This window comes from Geodermatophilus sp. URMC 65, assembly GCF_053502545.1.
The window spans coordinates 5290705-5315929 of the sequence record NZ_CP199954.1 but is presented as its reverse complement, the minus strand read 5'-3'; the positions used below and the strand labels follow the sequence as shown (position 1 = coordinate 5315929).

The 25225-nt window shown below is 72.9% G+C and carries 24 protein-coding genes; 10 read left to right on the top strand and 14 right to left on the bottom strand.

What is annotated here, in order from left to right:
• Positions 1 to 348: 348 nt before the first annotated feature.
• Together ACWIX7_RS25600 and ACWIX7_RS25595 are read left to right on the top strand one after the other, a co-directional pair.
• Complete coding sequence (locus ACWIX7_RS25600) at positions 349 to 639, top strand: antibiotic biosynthesis monooxygenase family protein (protein ID WP_448619216.1); 291 nt, start codon at positions 349 to 351, stop codon at positions 637 to 639.
• Between the two features lie 65 nt (positions 640 to 704).
• The gene (locus ACWIX7_RS25595; protein ID WP_448619215.1) at positions 705 to 2513 is read left to right on the top strand and encodes a S9 family peptidase; all 1809 of its coding nucleotides are present in this window, start codon (positions 705 to 707) and stop codon (positions 2511 to 2513) included.
• 259 nt (positions 2514 to 2772) lie between these two features.
• Here the strand turns inward: ACWIX7_RS25595 and ACWIX7_RS25590 are convergent, their stop codons facing one another.
• Both ACWIX7_RS25590 and ACWIX7_RS25585 read right to left on the bottom strand, forming a co-directional pair.
• On the bottom strand, positions 2773 to 3282 hold the full coding sequence (locus ACWIX7_RS25590; RefSeq protein ID WP_448619214.1) for a GNAT family N-acetyltransferase: 510 nt from the start codon (positions 3280 to 3282) through the stop codon (positions 2773 to 2775).
• Positions 3283 to 3342: 60 nt separating this feature from the next.
• Positions 3343 to 4203, bottom strand: coding sequence for an alpha/beta fold hydrolase (locus tag ACWIX7_RS25585; RefSeq protein ID WP_448619213.1), 861 nt, complete (start codon positions 4201 to 4203; stop codon positions 3343 to 3345).
• 373 nt (positions 4204 to 4576) lie between these two features.
• On the opposite strand from ACWIX7_RS25585, the gene ACWIX7_RS25580 reads away from it, so the two are divergent.
• From ACWIX7_RS25580 to ACWIX7_RS25560, 5 genes are all read left to right on the top strand, one after another.
• A complete protein-coding gene (locus ACWIX7_RS25580; protein WP_448619212.1) occupies positions 4577 to 5107 on the top strand; it encodes a GNAT family N-acetyltransferase in 531 nt (176 codons plus the stop codon).
• A gap of 687 nt (positions 5108 to 5794) precedes the next feature.
• Positions 5795 to 6304, top strand: a complete 510-nt coding sequence (locus ACWIX7_RS25575) for an amidase family protein (protein ID WP_448619211.1) — start codon at positions 5795 to 5797, stop codon at positions 6302 to 6304.
• Between the two features lie 194 nt (positions 6305 to 6498).
• The gene (locus ACWIX7_RS25570) at positions 6499 to 7728 is read left to right on the top strand and encodes a DUF2252 domain-containing protein (protein WP_448619210.1); all 1230 of its coding nucleotides are present in this window, start codon (positions 6499 to 6501) and stop codon (positions 7726 to 7728) included.
• A 398-nt stretch (positions 7729 to 8126) separates the two neighbouring features.
• Positions 8127 to 8585, top strand: coding sequence for an RpiB/LacA/LacB family sugar-phosphate isomerase (locus tag ACWIX7_RS25565; protein WP_448619209.1), 459 nt, complete (start codon positions 8127 to 8129; stop codon positions 8583 to 8585).
• Positions 8586 to 8618: 33 nt separating this feature from the next.
• Positions 8619 to 9947: a class I SAM-dependent methyltransferase gene (locus ACWIX7_RS25560; RefSeq protein ID WP_448619208.1), complete on the top strand. Its 1329-nt coding sequence runs from the start codon at positions 8619 to 8621 to the stop codon at positions 9945 to 9947.
• Positions 9948 to 10079: 132 nt separating this feature from the next.
• Here the strand turns inward: ACWIX7_RS25560 and ACWIX7_RS25555 are convergent, their stop codons facing one another.
• The gene (locus tag ACWIX7_RS25555; protein WP_448619207.1) at positions 10080 to 10274 is read right to left on the bottom strand and encodes a hypothetical protein; all 195 of its coding nucleotides are present in this window, start codon (positions 10272 to 10274) and stop codon (positions 10080 to 10082) included.
• Between the two features lie 71 nt (positions 10275 to 10345).
• Positions 10346 to 12292 (bottom strand): FUSC family protein, encoded by a 1947-nt coding sequence (locus ACWIX7_RS25550; protein WP_448619206.1) that lies wholly within the window; start codon positions 12290 to 12292, stop codon positions 10346 to 10348.
• A 587-nt stretch (positions 12293 to 12879) separates the two neighbouring features.
• Between ACWIX7_RS25550 and ACWIX7_RS25545 the strand changes: the two genes are divergently transcribed.
• Positions 12880 to 13503, top strand: coding sequence for a hypothetical protein (locus ACWIX7_RS25545; protein WP_448619205.1), 624 nt, complete (start codon positions 12880 to 12882; stop codon positions 13501 to 13503).
• Between the two features lie 80 nt (positions 13504 to 13583).
• Positions 13584 to 13928 carry a hypothetical protein gene (locus ACWIX7_RS25540; protein ID WP_448619204.1) on the top strand — a complete coding sequence of 115 codons (345 nt, stop codon included), beginning with the start codon at positions 13584 to 13586 and terminating at the stop codon, positions 13926 to 13928.
• A 79-nt stretch (positions 13929 to 14007) separates the two neighbouring features.
• Here ACWIX7_RS25540 and ACWIX7_RS25535 read toward each other — a convergent pair whose 3' ends face one another.
• Positions 14008 to 15111: an NAD(P)-dependent alcohol dehydrogenase gene (locus ACWIX7_RS25535; protein ID WP_448619203.1), complete on the bottom strand. Its 1104-nt coding sequence runs from the start codon at positions 15109 to 15111 to the stop codon at positions 14008 to 14010.
• A 338-nt stretch (positions 15112 to 15449) separates the two neighbouring features.
• Complete coding sequence (locus tag ACWIX7_RS25530; RefSeq protein ID WP_448619202.1) at positions 15450 to 15950, bottom strand: phosphohydrolase; 501 nt, start codon at positions 15948 to 15950, stop codon at positions 15450 to 15452.
• 1560 nt (positions 15951 to 17510) lie between these two features.
• Between ACWIX7_RS25530 and ACWIX7_RS25525 the strand changes: the two genes are divergently transcribed.
• On the top strand, positions 17511 to 17693 hold the full coding sequence (locus ACWIX7_RS25525) for a hypothetical protein (RefSeq protein WP_448619201.1): 183 nt from the start codon (positions 17511 to 17513) through the stop codon (positions 17691 to 17693).
• Positions 17694 to 17902: 209 nt separating this feature from the next.
• On the opposite strand, the gene ACWIX7_RS25520 is transcribed toward ACWIX7_RS25525, so the two are convergent.
• The 8 genes from ACWIX7_RS25520 to ACWIX7_RS25485 all read right to left on the bottom strand — a co-directional run bounded on the left by ACWIX7_RS25520 (position 17903) and on the right by ACWIX7_RS25485 (position 25201).
• The gene (locus ACWIX7_RS25520; protein ID WP_448619200.1) at positions 17903 to 18910 is read right to left on the bottom strand and encodes an alpha/beta fold hydrolase; all 1008 of its coding nucleotides are present in this window, start codon (positions 18908 to 18910) and stop codon (positions 17903 to 17905) included.
• Between the two features lie 209 nt (positions 18911 to 19119).
• Complete coding sequence (locus ACWIX7_RS25515; protein ID WP_448619199.1) at positions 19120 to 20085, bottom strand: 5-oxoprolinase subunit C family protein; 966 nt, start codon at positions 20083 to 20085, stop codon at positions 19120 to 19122.
• A complete protein-coding gene (locus ACWIX7_RS25510) occupies positions 20075 to 20986 on the bottom strand; it encodes a 5-oxoprolinase subunit B family protein (protein ID WP_448619198.1) in 912 nt (303 codons plus the stop codon). The genes ACWIX7_RS25515 and ACWIX7_RS25510 overlap by 11 nt, the downstream gene beginning before the upstream one ends.
• Positions 20983 to 22347 carry an acetyl-CoA carboxylase biotin carboxylase subunit gene (locus ACWIX7_RS25505; protein ID WP_448619197.1) on the bottom strand — a complete coding sequence of 455 codons (1365 nt, stop codon included), beginning with the start codon at positions 22345 to 22347 and terminating at the stop codon, positions 20983 to 20985. The genes ACWIX7_RS25510 and ACWIX7_RS25505 overlap by 4 nt, the downstream gene beginning before the upstream one ends.
• Before the next feature lie 3 nt (positions 22348 to 22350).
• The gene (locus tag ACWIX7_RS25500) at positions 22351 to 22596 is read right to left on the bottom strand and encodes an acetyl-CoA carboxylase (protein WP_448619196.1); all 246 of its coding nucleotides are present in this window, start codon (positions 22594 to 22596) and stop codon (positions 22351 to 22353) included.
• The gene (gene pxpA, locus ACWIX7_RS25495) at positions 22596 to 23348 is read right to left on the bottom strand and encodes a 5-oxoprolinase subunit PxpA (protein ID WP_448619195.1); all 753 of its coding nucleotides are present in this window, start codon (positions 23346 to 23348) and stop codon (positions 22596 to 22598) included. Before pxpA ends, ACWIX7_RS25500 begins: the two co-directional genes overlap by 1 nt.
• Before the next feature lie 372 nt (positions 23349 to 23720).
• Positions 23721 to 24461 (bottom strand): SDR family NAD(P)-dependent oxidoreductase, encoded by a 741-nt coding sequence (locus ACWIX7_RS25490; RefSeq protein WP_448619194.1) that lies wholly within the window; start codon positions 24459 to 24461, stop codon positions 23721 to 23723.
• A complete protein-coding gene (locus ACWIX7_RS25485; RefSeq protein ID WP_448619193.1) occupies positions 24458 to 25201 on the bottom strand; it encodes an SDR family NAD(P)-dependent oxidoreductase in 744 nt (247 codons plus the stop codon). The genes ACWIX7_RS25490 and ACWIX7_RS25485 overlap by 4 nt, the downstream gene beginning before the upstream one ends.
• Between the last annotated feature and the right edge of the window lie 24 nt (positions 25202 to 25225).

Below are 25225 nucleotides of genomic sequence, written 5' to 3'. Positions count from 1 at the left end.
CACTTCGTCCCTGACGGCCTGACGGGCGGACCAGATCACGGCCGGCGGTCAGGGTTGCCGGCTCTTCGACGGCGTCCACCGGGGATCGTCGTCCAGGCCGCTCGGCGCAGGCTCGGCATCGGGATGCCTGCGCGCATGTGCCGCATACAGCGCTCGAGGTCCGGAACGGCCGAAGCCCCTACCCCGGTGAGGAGTGATGTCGACGGAGCAGCGTCCGGTTGCACGAGGGCAGGCGGCGAGCGGTGTGCCCGGCCGGCCGCTCGTCCGACGAGTGCAGCGGGACGACGGACGGGCGAGACTGAGGGACCAGGTGACCGTCCGGCGTGGGAGCTGGCGATGATGACTGTGGTGTCGACCGCCCGGCTGCGTCCGGGTCGGGAGGATGAATGGGACGCGGCGGTACGTGCGCGGTTCGAGTCGGCGCGCGACCGGCCGGGCTGGATCTCGGGACAACTGCTCACCCCGACGGAGGAACCCCACACACGGGTCATCGTCGGCACCTGGCAGAGCCGGGAGGACTGGGAGGCCTGGCACCATGACCCCGCGTTCCTTGAACAACGGTCGACGCTCGAGCAGCTGGAGGAGGAGCCGAGCCGGACGGAGTGGTTCGAGGTGGTCGCAGACGCGCGTCGCGGCTGAACGACCCGGTCGGTCCTGCTCCCGGAATTCCCCCGTTCGCACCGCGGCACAGCCGGGCACGTCCCATGCTGCGTGAGCTGCTGCAAGGCCGCTCGACTGCCGCGCTCGACAGCGCCGGCGACCACCTGTTGCTGCGCACGGACGCGACCGGACTCGACCAGCTCGCCGAGTGGCACGCCGGGGTCGAGCGACCGCTCACCGCCTTCGACGCACGGGTGACCACGGCGCGCTACCGGCCCGGACACCGGCAGGCCGTCGTCGAGGGCGATGTCGGCGGTGACGAGCGCAGCCAGCTGTGGCTGCTCGACCTCGACGGTCCGCTGGTGCGCGACCGGTCGAGGGTGCAGGCCCTCACCCACGACCCCGGCGCCGTGCACCACTTCGCCGGGATGAGCCCGGACGGGCGGAGGGTGGCCATCCTCGCCAACCGCCGGGACCGAGCCGCCTTCGACGTCTGGCTGCTCGACCTTGACACCGGCCACGAGCAGCTCCTCCACGACGGCGGCGGCTGGTGCCAGCCCGCATCCGGCTTCTCTCCGGACGGCGGCTGGTTGTCCGTTCTGCGCCCCGGGCCACGCCCGATGGACACCGACCTGCTGCTCCTCGACATCGCGACCAGTGGACAACGGGTGGTGCTCCCTCACCTCGATGAGGCGGCCGTGGTCGGCGCTCCGGCATGGGTCGACGCGACTGTCCTGGTGGTGAGCAGCAACCTGGGCAGGGACCGCCACGCCCTGATCCGCGTCGACCTCGCCACCGACGAGGGAACTGTCGTGCTGACGCGGGCTTGGGACGTCGGAGGCTGGACCAGCCCGGACGGGATGACACTCCTGGCGGTGAGCAACGTCGACGGCAGCAGCGCCGGGGAGCTGTTCGACGCCCGGACCATGGCGCCCCGGGGCAGGCTCCGGCTCCCCGACCCCGACGCGGTGATGGCCTGGAACCACGTGCTGCCCGACCCGCTGGTCGTTGACGACGGGTGCGTGGTCGCGACGTGCAGCTCGCCGAGGATGCCGCCCGACGTGTGGCGTCTCCGTGCGGATGCGCCCCCGGAGCCGCTGACCCGGAGTCCTCTCCAGATCGACCGCACACGGTTGCGGCATCCGGAACGGCACACGGTGACGAGTGCGGACGGGCTCGCCGTGCCGCTGCTGCTCTACCGGCCCCTGTCCTCGGCCGGGGCATCCCCGCCCCCAGCCGTGGTGATGCTCCACGGCGGGCCGGAGGGGCAATCCCAGCCGGTCTTCTCCCCCGTCGCACAGGCGCTGGCTGCACGCGGCTACGCCGTCGCGCTCCCCAACGTCCGGGGTTCCACCGGCTACGGCAAGCGGTACTACAGCCTCGACGACACCACCCGACGCCTGGACTCGTTGCGCGACCTCGCCGCCGTCCACGGCTGGTTGACCCACGCCGGGCTGGACCCGGCCCGCGTGGCGCTGTGGGGCACCTCGTACGGCGGGTACCTGGTGCTGGCCGGATGCGCGTTCCAGCCCGAGCTGTGGGCTGCCGGAGTCGACGTCGTGGGGATCAGTGACCTGATCACCTTCCTGGAGCGGACGGCGGACCACCGGCGCGCCCACCGCGAGCGGGAGTACGGCTCACTCAGCACCGATCGGGAGTTCCTCGCGGCCGCGTCCCCCCTACGGCGAGCCGGGCAGATCCGCGCACCGCTGTTCGTCGTCCATGGCGCGAATGACCCGCGGGTGCCCCTGGACGAGGCCCGGCAGCTGGTGTCCGCCCTCAGGGACCGCGACGTGCCTTGCGAGCTGCTCGTCTACGGAGACGAGGGGCACGGCCTGGCGAAGCTGGCCAACCGACTCGACGCCTATCCCCGCGCCATGGCCTTTGTGGACCGCGTCATGGGGCGGACCTGAACCGTGGGTACGGACGACACCATGGACTCCTCAGCGACCCCGCCCGCGCCCTCCGGCCACACCCCGGGAGGCGGGTGCTGGTGGGCAGCGACGGCGCCCGTCGCCGGCTCGTCGTCTTCGAGGACCCGCAGTGCCCCTACTGCTGTGGTCGCCGTACCCCTGCTCCGCACATCGGCTACCCGGATGGCGGTCGTCGCGACATGCCTCCTGACGTCCGGCAGATCACTGCCGGCGCAGCGGACCCGACTGCGGGCCATCCTCAGGTCGTGGGGATCGCCCGGCGCATCAGAGCACGGGTGAGCTCCACGCCGCCGAGCTGCACCGTCTCGGTCTGGCAGCGGCAGTAGCCCAGCGCTTCGAACGTCGGCACCGCACGCCACGAGGCATGCGTCACGAGCTCCCGCAGACCGGCCTCGGCAGCAGCTGCGGCCACGGCGTCCAGGAGCAGACGCGCAACGCCCCGGCCACCAAGCCCGGGGGCGACGAACAGCTGGTCGACCTCCCCCGCCTGTAGTTCGCCGACCGGATGCAGCGCGACACTCGCGAACCCGGCGAGCTCCTCCTCCGCGACCGCCACGAAGGTCGTGGTCTCGCGGATCATCCAGCGGTGCCCCTCCTGGGTGCGCCGTCCCGCCCAGGCCGCCCGCTGGCGCTCGTCGTAGTGGCCGGCCGCGGATCGCGCGATCGCCGCCAAGCTCAGCGCGTGCAGCGCCTCGGCGTCCTCCTCGCGAGCTCGGCGGACCACCACGGCTTCCTGAGCAGCGACCACGGGCGCTGAAGCTAGCGGACCGCTCGTGACCGTGGCAGGCCGACGGAGGTGTCGTCCCCGCTAGTGCGCGCGCTCGAGCAGGGCAGCGAGGATGCGGGCGGGCTCCGTCCACAGCAAGGCACCACCGGCGCCGTCCACGACGTGTCGCCGTGCGTTCGGGATGCGCGCCGCGAGCCCTGCCCCGGCGTCCGGGGAGTGCACCGGGCTGGTGTCCGCGGAGCCGTACCAGAGATCCACCGGCCCCGCGATGCCGGACACCTCGAAGGGCCAGCGCGTCATCGACAGCACGGTGTCGACCACGTAGCCGTGCGGGCCCTGGGCGAACGCCTCGTCCATCGCGCGTCGGTAGGCCGCAGCGAAGGCCGGGTGGCTGTAGACCGCTCGGTCGGCCTCCCCGCTCATGGCCAGCACCATCTCGAACATGGCCGGTGGCCTCATCCGGCCGAACGATGCGGTCGCCGCGGCCGGGTCGGTGACGCACAGGTCCACCAGGCGCTGCACGTCGGGGACGAGCTGTGCACGCACCGCCGGCTCGGCGAGTTCGTCGGTCCCCGACACCACGGCCAGCGCGCCGACCACGCCGGCCGAGGCGCAGGCGAGGGCGAACGGGGCTCCCTGCGAGTACCCCACTGCGGCCGGGCGGTCGAGCTCCCGGTCGCACACCAGCGCGGCGACGTCGTCAGCCCAGCTGCTCAGGCCGCGCGCCGGCGCGGGATCGGAGACGCCGAGGCCCGGACGGTCGGCGGAGACCAACCTCACGCCGAGCTCGTCGAGTACGTCGGATCCGAAGCCCAGCGAGCGGCTGGTGGCCGCGCCCGGGCACAGGAGCACCGGCCTGCCGTCAGCCGGCCCCCACTCGCTCCAGCCGAGCCTGCGGCCGTCGGGCAGGACGGTCGTGCCGAGGCGGTCGGGAGGCGCCACCCCCGGTGAGAGGGTCCGGTCCACACCCTCAAACTACGGAACCCAGAGGCTGGTCGGGCAGCTCGCCGGGCTCATCCGGACGGGCGAGTCGCACACCGCGTTCGCGTCGCTCCCTGACGAGCCCGTCGACCGCCGGCAGGTCGGTCAGCCACCGATGGGCAGTGGGCGCACATACCGCGTCGCCCTCGGAGACGGCGGACGAGAGGCTCCGTCGTCGGCGACCATGGGCCCTCGTCGTCCGTGCGACCGGGCCTCCGGCACCCCCATCGGTGGCGCAGTCACAGGGCCACGCGCTGCGCCCGACCTCGGCTGAGCTGAGCAGCTGATCGCTTCCGCTGCCTCAGCGAGAACCACTCGTCATGGCGGGACCGGCGTGTGTAGAACCGAGCAGGTGAGCGATCGACTGGACGCGGTTCCTGCCACAGCAGAGGACCTGCAGCTCCTGCGGGACGACCCTGCCCGGTTCGAGAGGACCCGAGGGCTGCGGGTGGAACCAGGTTGGTCCCCTTTCGACGGCGCTCTGGACGGCGCACTCGAGATGTTGGAGCGCGGCGTCCCGCCGCAGTGGGCAACGCACCTGTTCGTGCACCGCTCCGACGCCGCTGTGGTCGGTATCGGAGGGTTCACCGGCCCGCCGGTCGAGGGGACAGTGGAGATCGGCTACGCCATCGCCCCGGCCTACCGTCGAGGTGGGTTGGCCACCGAAGCGGCCACCCAGCTGCTGCAGGCGGCAGCCCGCGGTGGGGCCGAGATCGTCCGCGCGCACACACTGGCGCAGGACAGCGCCTCCACACGGGTGCTGGTGCGGCTGGGGTTCCGACGCACCGGGGAGATCCACGATCCGCAGGACGGACCGGTGTGGCGTTGGGAACGCCCAACCCGGTCTCCGGCTCCCGGTGAATAGGAGTGAGGGGACTGCCCGAGCGGCAGAGACCGACCGCGAGCCACCCACTGCCGGTTCCACGACGCCGGCGCTGCGCACAGGCCGCACGCTGCGATCGGCCCGCTTGACGACGCATTCCCGACATGGCTCCTCCCCGGAGGAGCTCTGCTCACCGCTGAAGCGGTACGGATTGCTGTCTGCCGAGTCCCCCCTCGGGCCTGGTCGCTCCAGCTGTTCCCGGGACGGGAGCCGAGGAGCACGGCACTCTCCTGCCGGCCATCGGCTGCGAGGCCACCGAGTGGCGTCGATCCCCTCGGAGGACGGCCAGCGTGCCTCCCCGTCAGCGGACGTGCTGATCGAGCCAGGCGCGCAATTCGTCTGCCGGGGCCACGGGGCGTCGAGGTGACCGGCGGTGCTGACGAGGCGCAGTGTCAAGCCGGGGTTCGCATCGCGCAGCGACCTGGCTCGGGCGACGGGCATCCGGGGAGTCCTGCTCCCCCGTACGTTCCGTACCCGCCTGCTGCGCCCTCCCACCGTGATCGCGCGCCGCGGCCCGGCCAGGCGCTGCCGGCCCCGGTCCGCCAGCTGATCGAGTCCCGCTACGACACCCTGCTGTGTCGGTAGGCGGTTCTCTGACCTTGTGGCGCCGATGAGGCTCGGCAGACTCCGGCCCCTCAACGTGCCCGGCTGACGAAGCGGCGGACGACGATGTCCGACGACCTGGCCTACGCCACCGCGACCGAGCTGGCCGCTCGCATCCGACGCCGTGACCTCTCCCCCGTCGAGGTCATCGACGCCGTCATCACCCGCATCGAGGCACGGAACCCCAGCCTGAACGCACTCGTCTTCACCGCGTTCGACGAGGCTCGTGAGCAGGCGCGGAGGGCTGAGCAGATGGTGACGTCCGGCGCGGCGCTCGGCCCGCTGCACGGGGTCCCGACCGCGATCAAGGACCTGTTCGACTTCAAACCCGGATGGCCGGCGACGTTCGGGGGCATACGTGCGCTGAGGAGCTTCAGCGTCCCCGCCTACTGCACGTACGCGGAGAGGATGGAGGCCGCCGGCGCCGTTCTCGTCGACAAGACCAACAGCCCCGTCATGGGCTTTCGCGGCACGTGTGACAACTACCTGTTCGGCCCGTCCCGCAATCCCTTCGACACCATGAAGAACACCGCTCCCTGGTTCTCGGACCGTCCCGCTGCGAGGCTCTCTGCGTGACCGGGACACAGGCAGGACGGCGGGGGCACACGGTTCTCGCGTCGGCCGACGACCGCGGGTTCGCTTCGTTGCGGCACAGCGGCCCTCCGCGCGCGGCACGGTACGCGCTCGGCCGACAGCTGCGCCGGAGCACACCACGCTCCGCGCTCGGGGACTGGGCTCCCCCACCGGATCGTCCGGACGTCGTCGCCCAGGTGATCCGGTCGCAGGAGGGGCGGCTGGACTGGCTGGTGCCCGTGCGCGTCGGGCGGATGATCGCCTCCCCGTACGCCTTCCTGCGGGGCGCGGCCAACGTGCACGCCGCGGACTTCGCCGGTCTGCCGGCTACGGGGATCACGCCGGTCGTGTGCGGCGACGCGCACCTCGGCAACTTCGGGTTCTACGCCTCCCCCGAACGTGACCTCGTGTTCGACCTCAACGACTTCGACGAAGCACACCCGGGTGCCTGGGAGTGGGACCTGCGTCGGCTCACCACGAGCGTGTGGGTGGCGGGCCGGGAGAACGGGGCGTCGGAGGCTGCGTGCGGTGAGGCGGTGGCGCGGTGCGTCGAGGAGTACCGCCTGCAGATCGCGGCCCTGGCCGAACAGCCGCTCCTGGCCCGCTCGTACGAGCACCTGGACGTCGACCGGTTGCTGCGGACGGCGCCCGGCACGGGTCTGCGCTCCGAGATCGAGACGTCGGCCCGCCGGGCCCGCAGGCGCACGAGTGACCGGGCGCTGCCTCGGATCACCGAGGAGCGCGACGGTGCGCGGAGGATCATGACCGAACCGCCGCTGCTCACCCGACCACAGCCGGCCGAGGCAGAGCAGTTGGCCGAGGCGCTGGACGCCTACCTGACCACACTGCCTCCGCACTGGGCTCGAGTGGTGAGCGGCTACCGCCTGGTCGACATCGCCCACAAGGTGGTCGGCGTCGGCTCGGTCGGGCTCCGCGCGTGGGTGGCCCTCTGCGAGGGCAGCAGCACCGACGACGTGCTGTTCCTCCAACTGAAGCAGGCCAGACGCTCGGTGATAGCGCCGTTCGTGCACGGCGAGTCGGCGTGGCACGCCCACCAGGGCCAGCGCGTCGTGGAGTACCAGCAAGCGGTGCAGACGGTGAGCGACCCGCTCCTCGGCTGGACGAGCGTCGGCGACGTCCAGTACTACGTGCGCCAGTTCCGGGACATGAAAGGCGCGATCACCCTCGTGGGCATCGACGCCCGCGCACTCACCTCGTACGCGGGCATCTGTGGGTACCTGCTGGCCAAGGGACACGCCCGCACCAGCGGGGCGTCGATGATCGCGGGCTACCTCGGGGGCGGCTCGAGAGTCCGCGAGGCCCTCTGCCGGTTCGCCCGCGCCTACGCCGATCAGACCGAGCGCGACCACGCCGACCTGGTGCGCGCCGTCCAGCGGGGCGTCCTGCCGGCCGAGACCGGCATCTGAGCGAGCCCGAGGACGTGGAGCGGTGCGGCCGGCTCGCCGACCGGGTATCCGGCGTCCGACGATCGGCGGTGGCTCCGCCGACGGGCCGATCTCCTGGCCCGGCCGGCCGATCACAGTCACCAGGACCCAGGGACGGGTCGGCTCATCGACCCGACCCGCCGCGGCCATGGCAATTGCATGACGTCCGCCGGTGCACCACCGACTCCTCCCACCGCCATCCGGAGACCTGCCCACGGCGAACCGCGAACGCCCGGTGCAGCTGAGGGGGACTCGATTCCCGGCCCTGCCCCTGCCACTGTGGTGGGTTCCCGGCCGTACTGGAGTTCCGTCCGGCCAGTACCGGAGCAGCGGCCGGCACCGTCATCGCACCGCCTGGGGTGCCGGCGAGAGGAGCTGTGATGAGGATCGCGGTGGCAAGTGACCACGCGGGCTGGTCGTTGAAGGAGGAGATCAAGGAGATCCTCGCCGGGCACGACGTGAGCGACTTCGGCACCGGAGACAGCACGGCGTGCGATCTCCCGGACTTCGTCCATCCCGCGGCGCTGGCTGTCGGGAAGGCCGAGGTCGACCGAGGCATCTTCGTCGACGGGGTCGGCTACGGCAGCGCGCTGATCGCGAACAAGGTCCACGGCGTGTATGCGGCGGTGTGCCAGGATCCGTTCTGCGCAACACTCGCCCGCTCGCACTCCGACACGAACGTCCTGTGCCTGGGCGCGAAGATCATCGGATCGGCGCTCGCTCTCGAGACGGTGAGAGCGTGGCTGACGACCGACTTCCTCGCCGACGACCCCAAGTACGCCGCTCGCGTGGACAAGGTCCGGGAGATCGCCGAGAGGCACATCCGGCGAGATCTGTGACCGTCCGACCGGAGCGCTGTGCCAGGGTCGGGCATGGCCACGTCCTCCCCGCCCCGGGCGGCCGGACTGGTGGACGAGCTGGGGCGGCTGCTGCTCGGGGCCCCCATCCCGCTGTCCGTGCGGTGCTGGGACGGCTCGGCGTCCGTCGTCGACGGTGCACCGACCCTCGTCGTGCGCCACCGACGGGCCCTGCGCCGGCTGGTCTACGCGCCCGGGGAGCTGGGCCTCGCTCGCGCCTACATCAGTGGGGACCTCGACATCGAGGGGGACATCTACCCGGCGCTGAGCTTCCCGGACCGGATGCCGGCCCGCCCGGAGCTGCGCCTGGACCGACGGGCTCTCGCCCGGCTGGCCGGCCCGCTGCTGCGCCTCGGGGTCTTCGGACCGCCCCCCGCGCCACCGCCGGAGGAGGCCCGGCTGGGTGGGGCCCGGCACTCGCTCGGGCGGGATCGGAGCGCCATCAGCCACCACTACGACGTCGGGAACGACTTCTACCGGCTGCTGCTGGGACGATCGCTGGTCTACAGCTGTGCCTATTTCCCCGAGCCGGCGGCGACGCTGGAACAGGCGCAGGAGGCGAAGCTCGACCTCGTCTGCCGCAAGCTGGACCTGCAGCCCGGGATGCGGCTGCTCGACGTCGGGTGCGGGTGGGGCTCGCTCGCCCTGCACGCCGCAGCCCGGTACGGGTCATCGGTGACCGGGGTGACCATCTCCGCCGCCCAGGCCGAGCTGGCCACCCGGCGCGTGGCCGAGGCAGGCCTCTCCGCACGCGTCGAGATCCGCCTGCAGGACTACCGCGAGGTCGTCGACGGACCCTTCGACGCGATCGCCTCGATCGGGATGGCCGAGCACGTGGGCCTCGATCGGTTGCCGCTCTACGCCGCCAGGCTGCACGCCCTGCTGCGCCCGGGCGGTCGGCTGCTCAACCACGCCATCGCGCGCGGCCCCGCAGCCGGTCCCGACCGCCCCGATCCCCGCTCGTTCCTCACCCGCTACGTCTTCCCCGACGGCGAACTGCAGCCGCTGGCCACCCACGTCCGGATCCTCGAGGGAGCCGGCTTCGAGGTCGCCGACGTCGAGGCTCTCCGCCGGCACTACGCGCTGACCTGCCGGGCCTGGGTGAGCAACCTGGAGCGTCGTTGGGACGAGGCCGTCCGACTGTCCTCCCCCGGCCGGGCCCGGGTCTGGCGGCTGTACCTGGCGGGATCGGCGCTGGCCTTCGAAGGCCACCGGGTCGGCGTGAACCAGGTGCTGGCGATCAAGCCAGGACCTCCCGGACACGACCGCCTTCCCCTGACCCGTCCGGACTGGAGCCGTCGTGCAGTGGAGAGGGCGCACGAGCCGAGCGACGGCGCCACCTGAGGCCGTGGCCGAGGATCGGCAGCGACGGGCGGCCACCCGTTCGTCTCCTCGAGCCCCTCCTCGCCAGGTGACCTCGGCGGTCGACGGCGAGCTCCCACTGAGGCTCCGCAGTGGACTGCCGGCCCCAGTTCGTCAACCGCGTCCGGTCTCGGTGCAGTTCCCGCCAGCGCCGGACTCGACCCCGGCCGGCGGGGGCGGGCTGAGGGCCCGGCCGACACCGGCCAGGTCGTCAGCCATCGTCAGCAACCAGCCCCAGGTGTCGAGCATCCGCAGCGCGTCGTCCGGGGCTGCGGCGATCTCGTCGCTCGGGACCGGGTCCACCCGCACGGCCGGACGAGCTGTCGGCACCCGGCCGACCCCGACGGCGGCCGCGGCCTCGCGGTAGCCGGCGGCGACCTCTACGGCCGTCGTCCGCAGCTGCGCGGCCAGGGCGGCGGCGCGACGGCCGGGTAGCGAGACCGCAGAGTCCGGGAGTAGTCGTCGATGCGGTGCACCACACCGAGCACGGCCAGCCAGTCCACCCGCGGGCCCGGCCGGGTCGGTTCGAATCGGTACTGCGCGTAGGTCTGGTCGAGCAGTGCGGACAGCCGGCCGAGCGTGGTCGGGTGCGCCGGTCCCTCCCCGGTCAGCTGGTCGACGACCGCCACCACCTCCGCCGCACCCGCCCGCAGGCTCTCCCCCGCTGCCCGGGTCAGCTCCCCGCTGCCTCCGCGCGGCCACACCGCGGCGCCGATCAGGATGCCGACGAGGCCGCCGACGAGGACGTCCTCGAGGCGGACCTCGGCAAGGCGCCAGTTCGTCGGACCGACCTGGGCGAACAGCAGGGCGACGACGACGGTGAACCCGGCCTGCCCCGCCGCCACCCCGAAGAGGGGGCCCGCCGCCAGGCCCACCACCATCAGCGCCGGCAACGCCCAGGCATAGACCGCGACGTCCTCCCCGACGAGGAACAGCACTGCCCCGGCGACGAGCGCGCCGACGGCGGTGCCGGCGACGGCCCGGACGAGCACCGAGCGACCGGCGACCGCGCTGGTCCGCATGAGGCTCAGCGTGGCCAGCAGCACCCAGAAGCCGTGCGTGAGGTCGAGGACCCCGGCGACGGTGCGGGCCGCAGCGAGGCCGAGTGCCAACCGCACGGCGTTCTGCAGGTACACCGATCGCGGTGTCAGGTGCGTGCGCAGCCGCTGCCACCACAGCCGGCCGGTGGAGGCGGTGAGGAACCAGAGCTCCGCGGGGACGTCCGCCGGAGCGGGTGCACCGACGGCGCCGCGGACGGTCAGCACCAGGCTGCGGGCGGCCTCCGCGACGGCGACGGCACTGACGCCGGCCCGCAGGGCGGATGGCTCGGCGCCATCCGACAACTGGTCCCTTCGCCGCTCGCGATGGGCGGCGAGCGCGGCCTCCAGCCGGTCGGTCGACGGCGGGGGTCCGGTTCCGAGCAGGGCCGCCCGTGACTCGGCCAGGGCGTCTCCCACGGCGTCCACCAGCTTCGCGGTCGCAGCCTGGGTGTGCTGCCCGGCGGAGGGGGGCCGCGCGTCGGCGAGCGCGCCCAGGCGGCCGGAGACCACCCGGATCGCCGCCGCGGCCCGGACCAGGCACCGGTCGCGGACGCCGGGCCCGAGCGGCCGCTCGGCGATCGGCACCGTGCTCAACCGCAGGCTGTCCGCGGCGTCTGCGGCGGCCGCCCGCAGCGCGGCGGATCGCCCGTCCCCGCTGTCCCGCAGCTCGTGGCCCAGCACCCGCGCGTAGGCCGCCAACCGCCCGGCGGCGTCGGCCACGCGGACAGCCGGGTCCGCCGGGGCCGGCCACAGCACCCGGTCGGCGACGGCGAGGAGCGTGATGCCCAGCCCGACCCCGAGCAGCCGCTGGTCCAGGGTGTCGGGCGCGTACGGCGGGAAGCACGGCAGCACGTAGAACAGCTGCACCCCGTTCACGGCGCCGGCCACGCGCGGCCCGCCGACGCCGGCGTGGGCGACGAGGAACCCCACGGCCAGCATGCCGAGGACCGCCGTCCACGTGCTCACCGCCAGCAGGGTGCCGAGGGTGACCAGCACACCGGCGGCCAGCAGGCTGCCGGCGTAGATCCGGGTCCGCTCGGCCGGCCGTCCGGTGACCTCGGAGAGGCCGCCCAGGGCGACCGCCGCGAACAACGCATAGAGGGCGGTGACCGGATCGTCGATCAGGTACCGGCAGGTGTAGAACGCGACGCAGGAGGCAACCGTCACCCGGCCGGCCCGTCGGACGTCGGCCAGCGAGGGGTCGCGTCGCCGCAGCCGGGCCAGGGCCCGCGCAGCTCCTCGTACTGCCGGCCCGGCGGCGGAGCCGGGCCCGGTCCCCGCGGTCACGGCGAGGCGCCCACGCCTTCCCGGTCCCCGGCGGCCCCGGCCATCGCGATCTGCATGCCCGGCACCTCCGTCGAGGAAGGGACCCGCTGCTCCACGGCGACGACCGGGAACTGGCGATCCCGTGCCGCCGACCCCGGCGAGTTCCGGACCGTACGGGCGGCCCGACCTCCCGACAACCGGTCACCGACCGGCGGCCGCCGGCGACGGCGAGCCCTCGCCCGGTGGTGCCCGCCGGTAGCGGCTCCACGGAGCGGACCGCGTCGACACCACCTGCGGCAGGCGAGTTCGCCCCGGCCTGACGGTCTGGCGGCAGGAGGCTCCGCGAGGGTGGCGGCGATCGCGTATCTGCTTCCCGTCCGGGCCCGGCTCCGCTGGGATGTCCTGGTGGACGGGTTCGCCGGGATCCCGGCGGAGCACCTGGTCGCGGCCGCTGCCGGCCCCCGAGCCGTGACCGCGCCTACCACGATCGGACGGAGGTGCGGAGCCATGGTCACCGTCCTGCTGACCGGGGGACGGACGGCGAGTCGCCCGAACTCCGGCCCTCGGTCCTCGGGCCCCCGCGCCGACGCAGCCCGTGGCGTGGTCCGGTGAGCGCTCGGAAGCAGACCTCGGGCACCGCCAGCGGTGCGGACCTCCCTCACGTCCGCCGAGACGTGGACCGTGCGGCGCTCCTGGGCACGGCCCTGGCCGCGGTCGTGGCGCTCAGCTTCAGCGGCGAGGGCGCGTGGGACTGGCTGGGCGCGACAGCCGGGCTCGCACTGCTCACGGTGCTGGCGGCGTTCTTCCGCCTGCCTGCAGGCGGGGGTCTCACACCGTGGCTCCGGGGCGAGCTCGCGGCTTTCTCGGTCGTGGCCGCCCTCGCGGCCACACTCGTCGTCGCACCGCTCCTGCAGGCCGTCCTGGCCGCGACGACCGACGCCGGGCGGACGTGCCACGCCAGCGCGGCGGTGGCGGCCGGTGCGCTCGAGAGCGACGGATCCCTGCAGCGCGGCGCCGAGCTGGCCGTCTCCAGAGGAGATGCCGAGGTGACGACCGCGACGGACGCCCTGTCGCGCGCCGCTGCAAACGAGCGGCGCACGGTCATGGGCGACTGCATCGGGGCGGTGACCTCAGGCTGGCTGTGGGCGCCGGCCACGGGCATGGCCGCGGTCGGCTACGCATGTGCGTGGTGGCTGGTGCGGCGACGGCATGCCCGCGCGTCTCGGAGCTGAGGCCGCCACGGTACGAACCGGCGGGTCCCGGCACGGGCCGACGAGCGCGGAGCGCGCCCTGGACGTCACCGGCTCGGCAGGTGGGCCTCCAGCCACTCGAACGCCCGCAGCGCGGTCAGCCGTTCGGGATCTGCTATCTCTCCGAGCCCGCCCCGGTCGACGGGGGGCCGCACGCGTTCGTCGACAACCCCAACGTCGTCTTCGAGGCGGGGATGCTGCACGCGCGCACGTCGGAGATCGACGGCAAGGAGGGCGAGCCCTGCGGCTGGATCCCCGTCCGCGAGGAGAACTCGCCACCTGCGCCGTTCGACTTCGCCTCCGAGCGCATCCTCCGCATCCCGCGCTACGACGACGGGACGCTGGACGAGGGCGAGCTCCGTCAGCAGCTGACCGACCGCGTGGAGGCCCTGCTGCACCAGGCGTGAGACCGCGGCAGCGACTCACCCGCACGCCCGGGCCGAGCGCCGGCGCCCATCGACCGCCCGCCTGCCGGGGAGGCAGGTGTCAGTGGGGCATGGTCAGGATGGGTTTGACGACCGCGCCGCTGTAGGAGGCCTCAACGGCGTCCTCGATGCGGTCCAGCGGGAAGAACTGCACCAGCTGGTCGAACGGGAACCGCCCTTGGGCGTGCAGGTCCATCAGGGCGGCGATCAGCTGCTGGCCGTGGCCGCTGCCGCCGAGGGTGCCGCGGATGGTCTTGCCCCACAGCGTGGTCACGTGGTCGGCGCTGAACTCGGCCCCCGCAGGGGCGCCGCCGATGAGCAGGGCCGTCCCGAGCATGCCCACCGAGTCGATCGCCTGCTGGATGACCGCGGTGTTGCCGGTGCAGTCCAGCGACGCGTCGGCGGGGCCACCGCAGATCTCGTCGACCGCCTGCACCGGGTCGGTGTCGGTCGCGTCGACGGTGTGCGTGGCGCCCAGCCCCTCGGCCAGCCGCAGTCTGGCGGCGTGCCGGTCGACCGCGACGATCGTCGTCGCCGCGGAGTTGTGGGCTGCCATCACCGCGGCCAGGCCGACGGTGCCGGCGCCGTAGACGACGATCGAGCTGCCCGGCTCGGGTCGCAGCGTGTTGAACACCGCGCCGGCGCCGGTGGCCAGCCCGCAGGCCAGCGGGCCCATCAGCTCCACAGGCAGCCCGGCAGGGACCGGAACCAGCGCGGAGGCGGTGGTGATGGCGTAGGTACCGAACGACGACTGCCCGAAGAAGTGGCTGGCCAGCGGAGAACCGTCGGTGCCGCGCAGCGCCGACGGCCCGTCGAGGCGGTGCCCCCCGCCGACCAGCTCCGCCATGCGCAGGCAGTAGCGCGGCTCGCCGGCCTGGCAGTTGCGGCAGGCTCCGCACCACGGCCAGCCGAGGACGACGTCCTGTCCCTCGCGGACCCCGGTGACCCCCTCCCCCACCGCCACCACCGTGCCGGCGCCCTCGTGGCCGAGCACGCCGGGCAGCGGGAAGGGCAGGTCGCCGTCGCGGGCGATGCCGTCGGTGTGGCAGAACCCGGTGGCGGCCACCCGGACCAGCACGTCCCCGGGGCCGGGCTCGTCGAGCTCGACCTCCCGGACGATGAAGGGGCCGTGCAGTTCGTCGACGACGGCAGCAGTGATCCTCATGCAGGCCCTCTCTCGGGGATCCGGGCTCCGGGTCTCGGGTGGCAGGGCGTTCCCACGGCGACCTTAGGAGCACTCCCCCGCAGCCGCTGGTCGCGACCTCCCGGCAGCCGGCGCGCCAGGCCGGGACGCCGTCGATGTTGGGCGTGCGCGCGTCAGCGATCGGGTCAGAGCCGTGTGCGCACGGCGAGCCGTCGTGGATCTCCCCGCGCCCCGCAGGCGGGGCACGACACCGCACCGCCGCGAGGCACCCACCAGCGGCGACTGGTCCGGAGGAGCACACGACGAGGTGCGGAGCCCGGTCGGCTGCGGGCTCGGTCGTACCGGACGGCGGTACGGGGTCAGGCGAGGATGCGGGGCCCGGAGGCGGCTTCGGCCTTCAGCAGGATCCGCCGGGCCGGGAGGTAGCGGCCCTCCCGGAGGGTGCGCGCCTTGTTGGGGTCCGTCCTGGCCAGGTGCTCGCTCTCGTCGAGGTGCCGCTTGTTCTCGATCAGCTCGACCAGGCGGCCGAGCCGGTCGGCGGCGGCGCGCTGGATGAACCCGCCCAGGTAGGGCTCGCCGGGGCGCGGGGTGATCGCGTCGATCGCGCGGACGACGTCTTCGGGCACGCCGAGGCTGCGCAGCCGGTCCAGGTCGTAGCGGCGGGCAGGGTCGGGGTGGTCGCGGGTGTCCTCGACGATGTGGTGCAGGACCGCGACCATCTCGGCGCGCTTCCCGTAGGGACGGGCCGCATCGGCGATCGGCACCAGCTCGTACAGGTAGTAGTCACGGCCTTGGTCGTCGACCTGGTCCTCGTGCGCCTCCATGGCCAGGAGGTGGGCGGAGGCAACGCTGAACAGCACGAGTGGGCTCCCCCTGATGGCATGGAGACGTCGCCTCTCCGCGAGGGGCGACGGTGCGGGAGTACCGGGAGCTCGACGAGGTCTCGGAGGAGGACGCGGTCCGGCCGGTGCGCGGCACCGGGGAGACGACCGCGGCCAGGCGCGCCGTCGTCGGGATGCCGTGCTCGAGCGGCGCAGCACGTGATCGGCCGGCTCGGCGACCGGCGGGTGGCACCGGCGTCCCGGCGCGGCGACGGGCGCCGGCGACGTGCCGACGAGTCCCTGGGATTGTGGAGTCCACCGCACCGTCCAGTCGATCGACCCGGGCTCGGCTCCAACCGACTGCAGTCCGGTGGGGATGTCTGCCGGGCTGCCGGCGTCGGAACGGTCGGTCGATCGTCTGCCACCTGCCGTAACGCTCCGGCCCATCCGGCCGAGGACGGGCGAGGAGAGTCAGGTGCTCTCGACCGCCCGCTGCGGCTCAGGTCAGGACGAGGCGCCCGCGGCGGGAATGCCCTCCACGCAGTCTCCGTGGTGAGCTCCCACCCTATCCACGGCTGGGATCACTTCTCAACACCGTGCGACAGCAGAGCGTCATCTCGGCACCGATCCGACGGACACCGAGCCGTGCACTCTGAGCGTCCTCGCCGGGGCGCACGGTGACCGGGCCCTCGGCGACCGAGCGCCGGGCTCGTCCCACCGTGACCCGGCCCGCACGGTTGTGCGCAGCGCGCCAGGGCCCGCGGCAGGAGGGGCGCACCAGGCGCACCGGGATGGTCGTATCGCCCACACCTCGTGTCGACGGCCCCCGGGGTCACTTCCGTCCGGACGACGCCCGCCCTCGACGCCGACGTGCGGCCTGCGACCGCCGCCGCCCGTCCGGGGGGCGTCCCGGGTGCCGGCGGTCCCGCTCTGTCCCGCCGCGGCCTGCTGACCGGTCTGGCCGCCGCCGGCGCCACCACCTGGGCACTCCCGTCCACCACGGCGGCCGCCGCACCCCCGGCTCCGGCACAGCCCACCGTGGGCGTGCCACTGGAGCTCTTCGCCGACCCGAGCCTGAACTACGAGGCCCTGAACGCGCTCGGCGCCGCCGGCTACGGCGCCTCCGAGGTCGGCGAGGTGATCACCGCGGTGAACACCGTCGACGCCGGTATGGCCGAAGTACCCGATCGGCTGCAAGCGGCTGCTGATCGCCGACACGTTCTACCCGGCGCTCATGCGCGACAACGTCGAACTGGTCACCGAGCGGATCGACCGCATCGAGGCCGCCGGGGTCCGGACGGCCGACGGCCGGCTGCACGAGATGGACGTGATCGTCTACGCCACGGGCTTCGAGACGCTGTCGTTCATCGGCCACGTCGAGATCATCGGCCGGTCCCCGAAGAGCTGGCCGCCCCGGCGCGGCGAGGGCGTCTCCCTGCGAGACGCATGGCGGGAGGCTCCAGAGGCCTACCTCGGGATGACCGTGTCGGGGTTCCCCAACCTCTTCATCCTGTACGGCCCGAACACCAACCTCGGCCACAACTCGATCATCGCGATGCTCGAGTGCCAGTTCGACTACGTGCTAGCATCACCGCCTGCGTGCGTGCCGGCACCGTGTCGTCGGTCGTCTTCAACGAGGTGTGCACGGCCGCCGGCGACCGAGTGGTGCACAAGGCTGACATCGCCGCCTTCCGGATCAACCGGATCCTGGACGGCGAGACGGTGGCCACCACGACACTGCCCTACGACGGCTACACCGACAGCCTCACCGCGGCCGTCTGAGTCGGTCAGCCTCACCACGGTCCGCCGGCCGCCGGGCTGTCGTCGCCATCGCCGTCGTCCGGTGTCGAGCAGCGACGTCGCCGGGCCGCCTGGGCGGCGTTCCAGCGGGTCCGGTCGTGCCCGCCCGGGCATCCCCATCCTCCGGGGCCCTCGGTCACCGACCTCGTCGGCCGGCCCCCACGTCGGCCCGCGCGCAGAGCTGTCCGGCGTCAGCCCTCGAGCAGTTCCCTGAGAGCGCCGTCGATGAACTTCTGGTCTTCCGGGTTGAACGGAGCCAGGTGTCCCCAGATCGTCGGGATGGGGCGGGCTTCCGCGCCCGGGATGTGTCTCGCCTCGTACTCGCTGTCCACCGGCGGGAAGTACGAGTCCGTCTCGGCATTGAGGATGATCGTCCGCGCGCGGATGGCACCCAGCGCGGCCTCGAAGTCGCCACCGAAGGTCGGGTGGTCGCCCAGGTCGTTGTGCCACCACGTCCACATCTGCGCCAGGAGGTCGTTGGCATCGCACTTGATGAAGAAGGCGTCCCAGAAGTAGTCGATGAACTCCTCCACCGTGCCGGCGCCGAAGGCCCGGAACACCTCCTGGCGGTAGAACGGCTCGGAGAAGCCCCAACCGGCGTACAGCGCGGCCATGGTCTTGACGCCCCGGATCGGCGGCTTGTCGCCGTAGAAGCCGTCATTCCAGTCAGGATCCGAGGTGATCGCGCGGATGTTCCCTGCGAGGAAGACCTTGTTGAAGTTGGCCGTCCGCGCAGATCCGGAGATCGGCGCGATCGCTTGGACCATCTCCGGGTGCAGGGCGGCCCAGGCGTAGGTCTGGCACGCCCCCATGGACCAACTGCTCACCAGACGGATGCGCTCGACCCCGAGCTCCTCGGTCAGTAGGCGGTGCTGCGCCACGACGTTGTCGTAGGTCGTGACGTGGGGGAAGCGCCCTCTGTCGAACGGCGGCGGGGTGTTGCTGGGTGAGGACGACACCGCGGCCCCGAAGTGGTTCGGCACGACGATGAAGTACCGCTCCGGGTCCAGGGCCCGGTTCGTCCCTGTCATCCAGGCAGCGGTGTCCGACGGTGTCGCGGTGAACCAGGTGGGGCACACGACGACGTTGTCGCGGGCTTCGTTCAGCCGCCCCGAGGTCGTGTACCCCAACGTGGCCTGGGGGAGGACGGAACCCTTCTGCAGGGCGAAATCACCCAGCTCGAAGATCTTGTGCTCCATGCGCGTCCTCCGTCGCTCGCGAGGATGAGGGGGCCGACCGTAGCGAGGGCAGTTGGTGGGGACAAGCACCTGCCAGGGCCGGCATCGAGTCCCTCCACCCCGCGGTTCGACCAGGCCGCAGCCCCGGACGACGGACCCCGCAGAGCGTCGATGTGCGTCGTCCCCGCACGCCGGTGCTGCCGTGTTCGTGGGAGCGTCCCCCCGTCCGCTCACCCCACTGCAGCGCGCAGTCCCTCCACCCTCCGACGGCGGTCGGCGCGCGCTTCGAGCGCCTCGGCGAGCGACACCGGACGGAACCGGGTCCGGGTTCCCGGGGACGACTGGGCAACCGTGTCGAGGTCGGCGCTGATCACCGTGCCGACCATCGCATAACCGCCGCCCGAGACGGCGTCGCGGTGCAGGATGATCGGTTCCACGCCGCCCGGTACCTGGATCGACCCCAGCGGGTACCCGGCGTCCACGATGTTGGACGGGTCCGAGCCGGCGCCGAAGGGCTGTTCCCGCGGTCGCCACTCGAGTTCGCCGCCGCTGTACCGGAAGCCGATGCGGTCGGCCACCGGCGTCAACGTCCAGGTCGTCTCCAGCAGTGTGTCCAGGCCCCGGTCGGTCAGCCGGTAGTCGTACAGGCCCATGACCGTGCGCAGCTCCTGCTCCCGGGCCAGCGCGGGGCGCAGGTGCTCGGGGACCCGCTGACCGGCGCGCCCGGACCCCGCCCCGACCTGGAGCACGTCACCCGTCTGCACCGCGCGTCCGGCGAAGCCGCCGAAGCCGCCCAGCGCGTAGGTCGACCGGCTGCCGAGGACCGCGGGCACGTCGATGCCACCGGCGACGGCGATGTAGATCCGCGCCCCCTGCTGCAGGAAACCGAACTCCAGGAGGTCACCGGCCGCGACGTCGAAGGACTCCCACGAGGGCCGGGTCTGCCCGCCGACCGTGACGGGCATGGTGGCGCCGGTGACGGCAACGACCGCTGGGGCCGTGAAGCGCAGCTGCGGTCCCATGTACGCCGCTTCCAGGACGCCCGCCGTCTCGTCGTTGCCGACGAGGAGGTTGGCGGCGAGGGCGGAGAACAGGTCGAGGGCTCCGGACGGCGGGATCCCGACGTCGTAGTGGCCGAGGCGGCCCTGGTCCTGCACGGTGCAGCCCAACCCGGGCGCGACGATCTCAATCGCCATCGAGGACCTCCAGGACCGTGCGGTTGTACGCGTCAGGGTCTGCGTGGAACTCGCCGAGGCTGAAGCGGAAGGGCTTCTGCCGGAACCGGAAGCGGCCGGCCGACACCTCGTCGCGGATCCGGTGGTACTCGCCCTCGTCGATCGGCCGGAACTTCACGATGTCGCCGGGACGGAAGAAGACCATGAAGTCGGCGAAGTCCGGCAGCGTCTGAGCGGGATCGAAGATGGGCCCTGGCGTGACGCCGAACATCTGGTAGCCCCCGGCGCCGCGGACGGAGTAGATGCAGGCGAAGCACCCGCCGTGCCCCACGGTGAGCGGTGGGGTGTCCGTCCGGGGCCGGAGGTACTTCGGCACCTCCAGCTGCCGTTCCCGCGGCACCATCTGGAACATGAACGGCAGGCCGGCGACGAACCCGACCATCGAGGTGATCCACGGGGCGCCCGAGTGCCGGTCGATGAACTCCTGCACCGAGGACAGCCCGTTCTCTGCCGCGGCGAACTCGAGGTCGGTGCCCTGGGGCTGCTGGTGCCGGTCGCGGAACCGCGCACCGGTCTCGGTGGTGTAGGGGTCGGCGTACCAGACCGGCACCTCCACGACCCGCGTCTCCAGGGTCAGGGACGGGGCGTGCGCCACCTCCGCTTCCACCCCGCGGACCGCGGCCTCGAGATCGGCCGGAGCGAGGACGTCGGGATCGAACCGGATGAGGAACGAGGCGTTCGCCGGGCAGATGTCCACGACCCCGTCGAGGTGGCGCTGCCGCAGGAGGTCGGTCACCGCCATCACGGAGGAGTTGGCCTCGAGGCTCATCTCCTCGGACACCTGCACGACGAGGTGCTCGTCGCCGCCCCACGAATAGCGGCTCGCCGTCGAGGTGCTGGACGCGTCGGTCGAGGTGCTCATGCGGTCTCCCGGGTCTTGGCGCCGTCGGCCATCCAGGCTTCGAGGAAGGTGGAGTGGTAGCGGCCCTCCACCACCTCGGGGAGGTCGAGGACCTCGCGCAGGAACGGTGCGGTCGTCTGCACCCCGACGATGTGCACCTCGTCGAGCGCCCGGCGGGCGCGCGCGAGCGCCCGCGGACGGTCCTCGTCCCAGACGACGACCTTGGCCAGCAGCGAGTCGTAGTAGGGGCTGACCGCGGTGCCCTGCTCGTAGCCGGAGTCGATGCGCACGAACGGGCCCGCCGGCATCCGCATCACCTCGAGCGGTCCCGGACTCGGCATGAACTGCATCGCAGGGTCCTCGGCGTTCAGTCGCAGCTCGATCGAGTGCCCGCGGACCTCCACGTCCTCCTGGGTGAAGGACAGCGGGTTCCCGGCCGCGACGCTCAGCTGCTCGCGCACCAGGTCGCGGCCGGTGACCATCTCGGTGATCGGGTGCTCGACCTGGATGCGGGTGTTCATCTCGATGAAGAAGAAGTCGTGGTGGTCCGGGTCGTAGAGGAACTCGACGGTGCCGGCGCCGCGGTAGGAGACCTCGGCGGCGAGCCGGACCGCCGCGGCGGTCATCTCCTCCCGCACCTGCTCGGAGATGCTCGGCGAGGGGGCCTCCTCGAGGATCTTCTGCCTGCGGCGCTGCAGCGAGCACTCGCGCTCCCCCAGGTGCAGGAACCGGGAGCCGTCGCCGAAGACCTGCACCTCCACGTGGTGCGCGTGCTCGACGAACCGCTCGAGGTAGACCTCGCCGTGCCCGAAGGCCGCGGTGGCTTCGGCCTGGGCCGTCGGGACCGCCGTCCGGAGCTCCTCCGGCGTTCCCACGACGCGAATCCCCCGGCCGCCTCCACCGGCGGCCGCCTTGACCGCGACCGGGTAGCCGATCTCCGCCGCGACGTCGAGGGCCTCCGGCACGCCTGCGACCGGGCCGTCGGAGCCGGGCACGGTCGGGACCCCGGCGTGGGCGGCGGTGGAGCGGGCCAGCGCCTTGTCCCCCATCAGGCGGATCGCCTCGGCCGACGGTCCGACGAAGGTGATCCCCGCCTGGTCGAGGCGCTCGGCGAAGTCGGCCCGCTCGGAGAGGAAGCCGTACCCCGGGTGGACGGCGTCCGCGCCGACCTCCGCCGCTGCCTCCAGGACGGCGTCGACGTCCAGGTAACTGCGCGCCGCTGCGGCCGGCCCGATCACCACCTGCTCGTCCGCGGCGCGCGCGTGCAGCGCCTCCACGTCGGGCTCGCTGCAGACCGCGACGGTGGGGATGCCCAGCTCTCGGGCGGCCCGGACGACCCGGATGGCGATCTCGCCGCGGTTGGCGACCAGGAGCTTGCGCATCGGTCAGCCCGCGTCGATGGTGGCGATCGGGTCCCCCGGTCCGACCGTGGCTTGGTTCTCCACGGTGAAGCCGGTGAGGCTCCCGTCCACCCCTGCCTTGACCTCGGCGAACTGCTTCATGATCTCGACCAGTCCGATCGTCTGGTCCGCGGTGACCGAGGACCCCACCTCCGCGAACGGGGGATCCGTCGGCGAGGGGCTGCGGTAGAAGACCCCTGGGAGGGGGGACAGGACCGTGTGCTCGGCCATCATCGGGTCCTTTCGCTGGCGGTGGGATCGCTGGTCGTGGCGTCGAGTACGGAACGCACCGCGGTGGCGACGTCCACGGCGTTGGGAGTGTCGGAGTGCACGCAGATGCTCTCCACCCGGACGGGGACGCGCTCGCCGGTGTCGGCTTCGGCGACCCCCTCCGCCAGGGCCAGGCGAGCCCGCCTGGCGGCCAGCTCCGGCGGAGTCGCTGACGGGCGGCGCGCGATGATCAGGGACCCGTCGGCGCGGTAACCCAGGTCCACGTAGAACTCGGAGACGAAGTCGACGCCACGGCGCTTGGCGACCTCCTCGTGGGCGGTTCCGGCCATCCCGTAGACCGGCACGCCGTACTGGACCGCGACGTCGCACACGGCGTCCATGAGCTGCTCGTCGCGGGCCACCATGCCGTAGAGCGAGCCGTGCGGCTTGATGTGGTCGAGCGGCAGCCCCTCGGCGGTGAGGAACCCCGACAGCGCGCCCACCTGGTACAGGACGATGTCCCGGACCTCCTCGGGGAGCAGCTTCATCTCCCGGCGTCCGAACCCGACCGGGTCCGGGAGCCCGGGATGCGCCCCCACGGAGATCCCGGCCGCTCCCGCTCTCGCGACGACCTCGTGGATGCCGACCGGGTCGCCGGCGTGGAAGCCGCAGGCCACGTTGGCGGTGTCGATCAGCGGTAGCAGACGCTCGTCGTTGCCGAAGGAGTGGATCCCGAACGACTCACCGATGTCGGAGTTGATGCTGATGGTCATCTTTCCCGTCCTGGTTCCGGATGACGGCTCGAGGGAGTGGAGCGGGCCGTCGCAGCGGCAGCATCCGCCACCGCCACGACCACCGGGGTGGGAGCGGACGGTGCGACGGGCTGGTCGAGGCGGGCCGGCAGGGCGAGCAGCAGGTCCACCAGCACCTCCGGGTGGGAGAGCGGAGTCGCCCACAGTGCGGTGGCGGTGACCCGTGCCGGGTGACCGTCGTCCCGCAGCGTCGCGTCGACCGGGTCCGCCCCCTCCCGGCGCGCTGGGGTGCAGGCGAGGACCGGCGTGCACGCGTCCACCGCCGTCCTGCGGCCACAGGCCCCGCACATCCCGTCCCCCTCTCTGGTTGCCGCGCCACGCGGATCCACGCGGTCAGGGCATGACGTCGCCGGAGTTGGGCCCGAGCGTCTGTCCCACGTACAGGTCCCCGCCGGGGGAACTGGCGAGGAGCACCGCGGTGGGAGCGACCTCCTCCGGCCGGCCGAAGCGGCCGAGCGGCAGCTCTGCGCGCTTCGCCGTCTTCCAGTCCTCGGAGATGCCCTCGACGAGCGGCGTCTCGATCGGGCCGGGAGCGATGGCATTGACCAGCACCCCGGAACGGGACACCTCCAGGGCCAGGGCCTTGGTCAGACCGATGACCCCGGCCTTGGCGGCGCTGTAGTGCGTGAGGGACTCGCCGCCCTTGATCGCCAGTTGCGAGGCGATGTTGATCACCCGGCCGGCTCCTCGGTGCACCATCCCGGGCACGACGTGCCGGCACATCAGGAAGACGCCGGTCAGGTCCACGTCGATCGTCTGCTGCCACTGCGCGAGGGACATCTCGACCAGCGGAGCCTGGGTGAGGATGCCCGCGGCGTTGACCAGGACGTCGATGTCGCCCATCGCCTGCTCGGCGTCGACCACCGCCTGTCGCACCTGGGCCTCGTCGGCGACGTCGGCCGCGACCGAGCCGGCGGCGCCGACGTCCCGGGCCGCCTGCTCGGCCAGCGTCTCGTCGCGGTCCAGGAGGACCACCCGGGCGCCCTCCGCGAGGAACGCCTCGGCGATGGCGCGTCCGATCCCGCTGGCGCCGCCGGTGACGAGGGCCCGCCGGCCCTGCAACACGCCGGTCACGCCCGCATCTTCACGGTCAGACCACCGTCGACGACGATCGCCTGCCCGGTCACGTACTGCGCAGCCGGTGACGTGAGGAACCGGATCACGTCGGCCACCTCCTCCGGCCGCCCGACCCGGCCCCACGGGATGTCCGCACCGGCGCGCTGCAGCCCCTCCGGCCCGAGCGAGTTGACGGGGTCGGAGGACTGCGGGGTCTCGATCAACCCGGGGATCACGGCGTTGACCCGCACTCCTCGGGGTGCCAGCTCCACCGCCAGGGACCGGCACAGCCCCAGGACGCCGGCCTTGGCGGCCGCGTAGTGGGCGTGGTCCTCCCAGCCGTAGACCCCGCCGGCGATCGAGGAGACGGCCACCATGGCCGCCCCCTCCCCCAGCGCTGCGGCGCAGGAGCGGAAGGTCCGCAGCACGCCGGTCAGGTCGACCGCCAGCATGTCGTCCCAGGCCGCGTCGGTGAGATCGGCCAGCGGCGCCCGCCTGAGCACGCCCGCGTTGGCGACCACGTAGTCGATCCGGCCGAACTCGTCCACGGCCCGTGTGGCGAGCTCGTCGACCTGCGCGCTGTCCCGGACGTCCACCTCCACGACCAACCCGTCCCCTCCGGCGGCCTCCACCTGGCGGAGCGTCTCACCGGGATCGTGCGGGTCCCCCGGGAACGTCCCGATGACGACGGCCACGCCGACGCCGGCGTAGCCGACCGCCGTGGCGCGCCCGATGCCGCTGGCCGCTCCTGTCACCACGGCGACACGTCGGGCCCCGTCTCC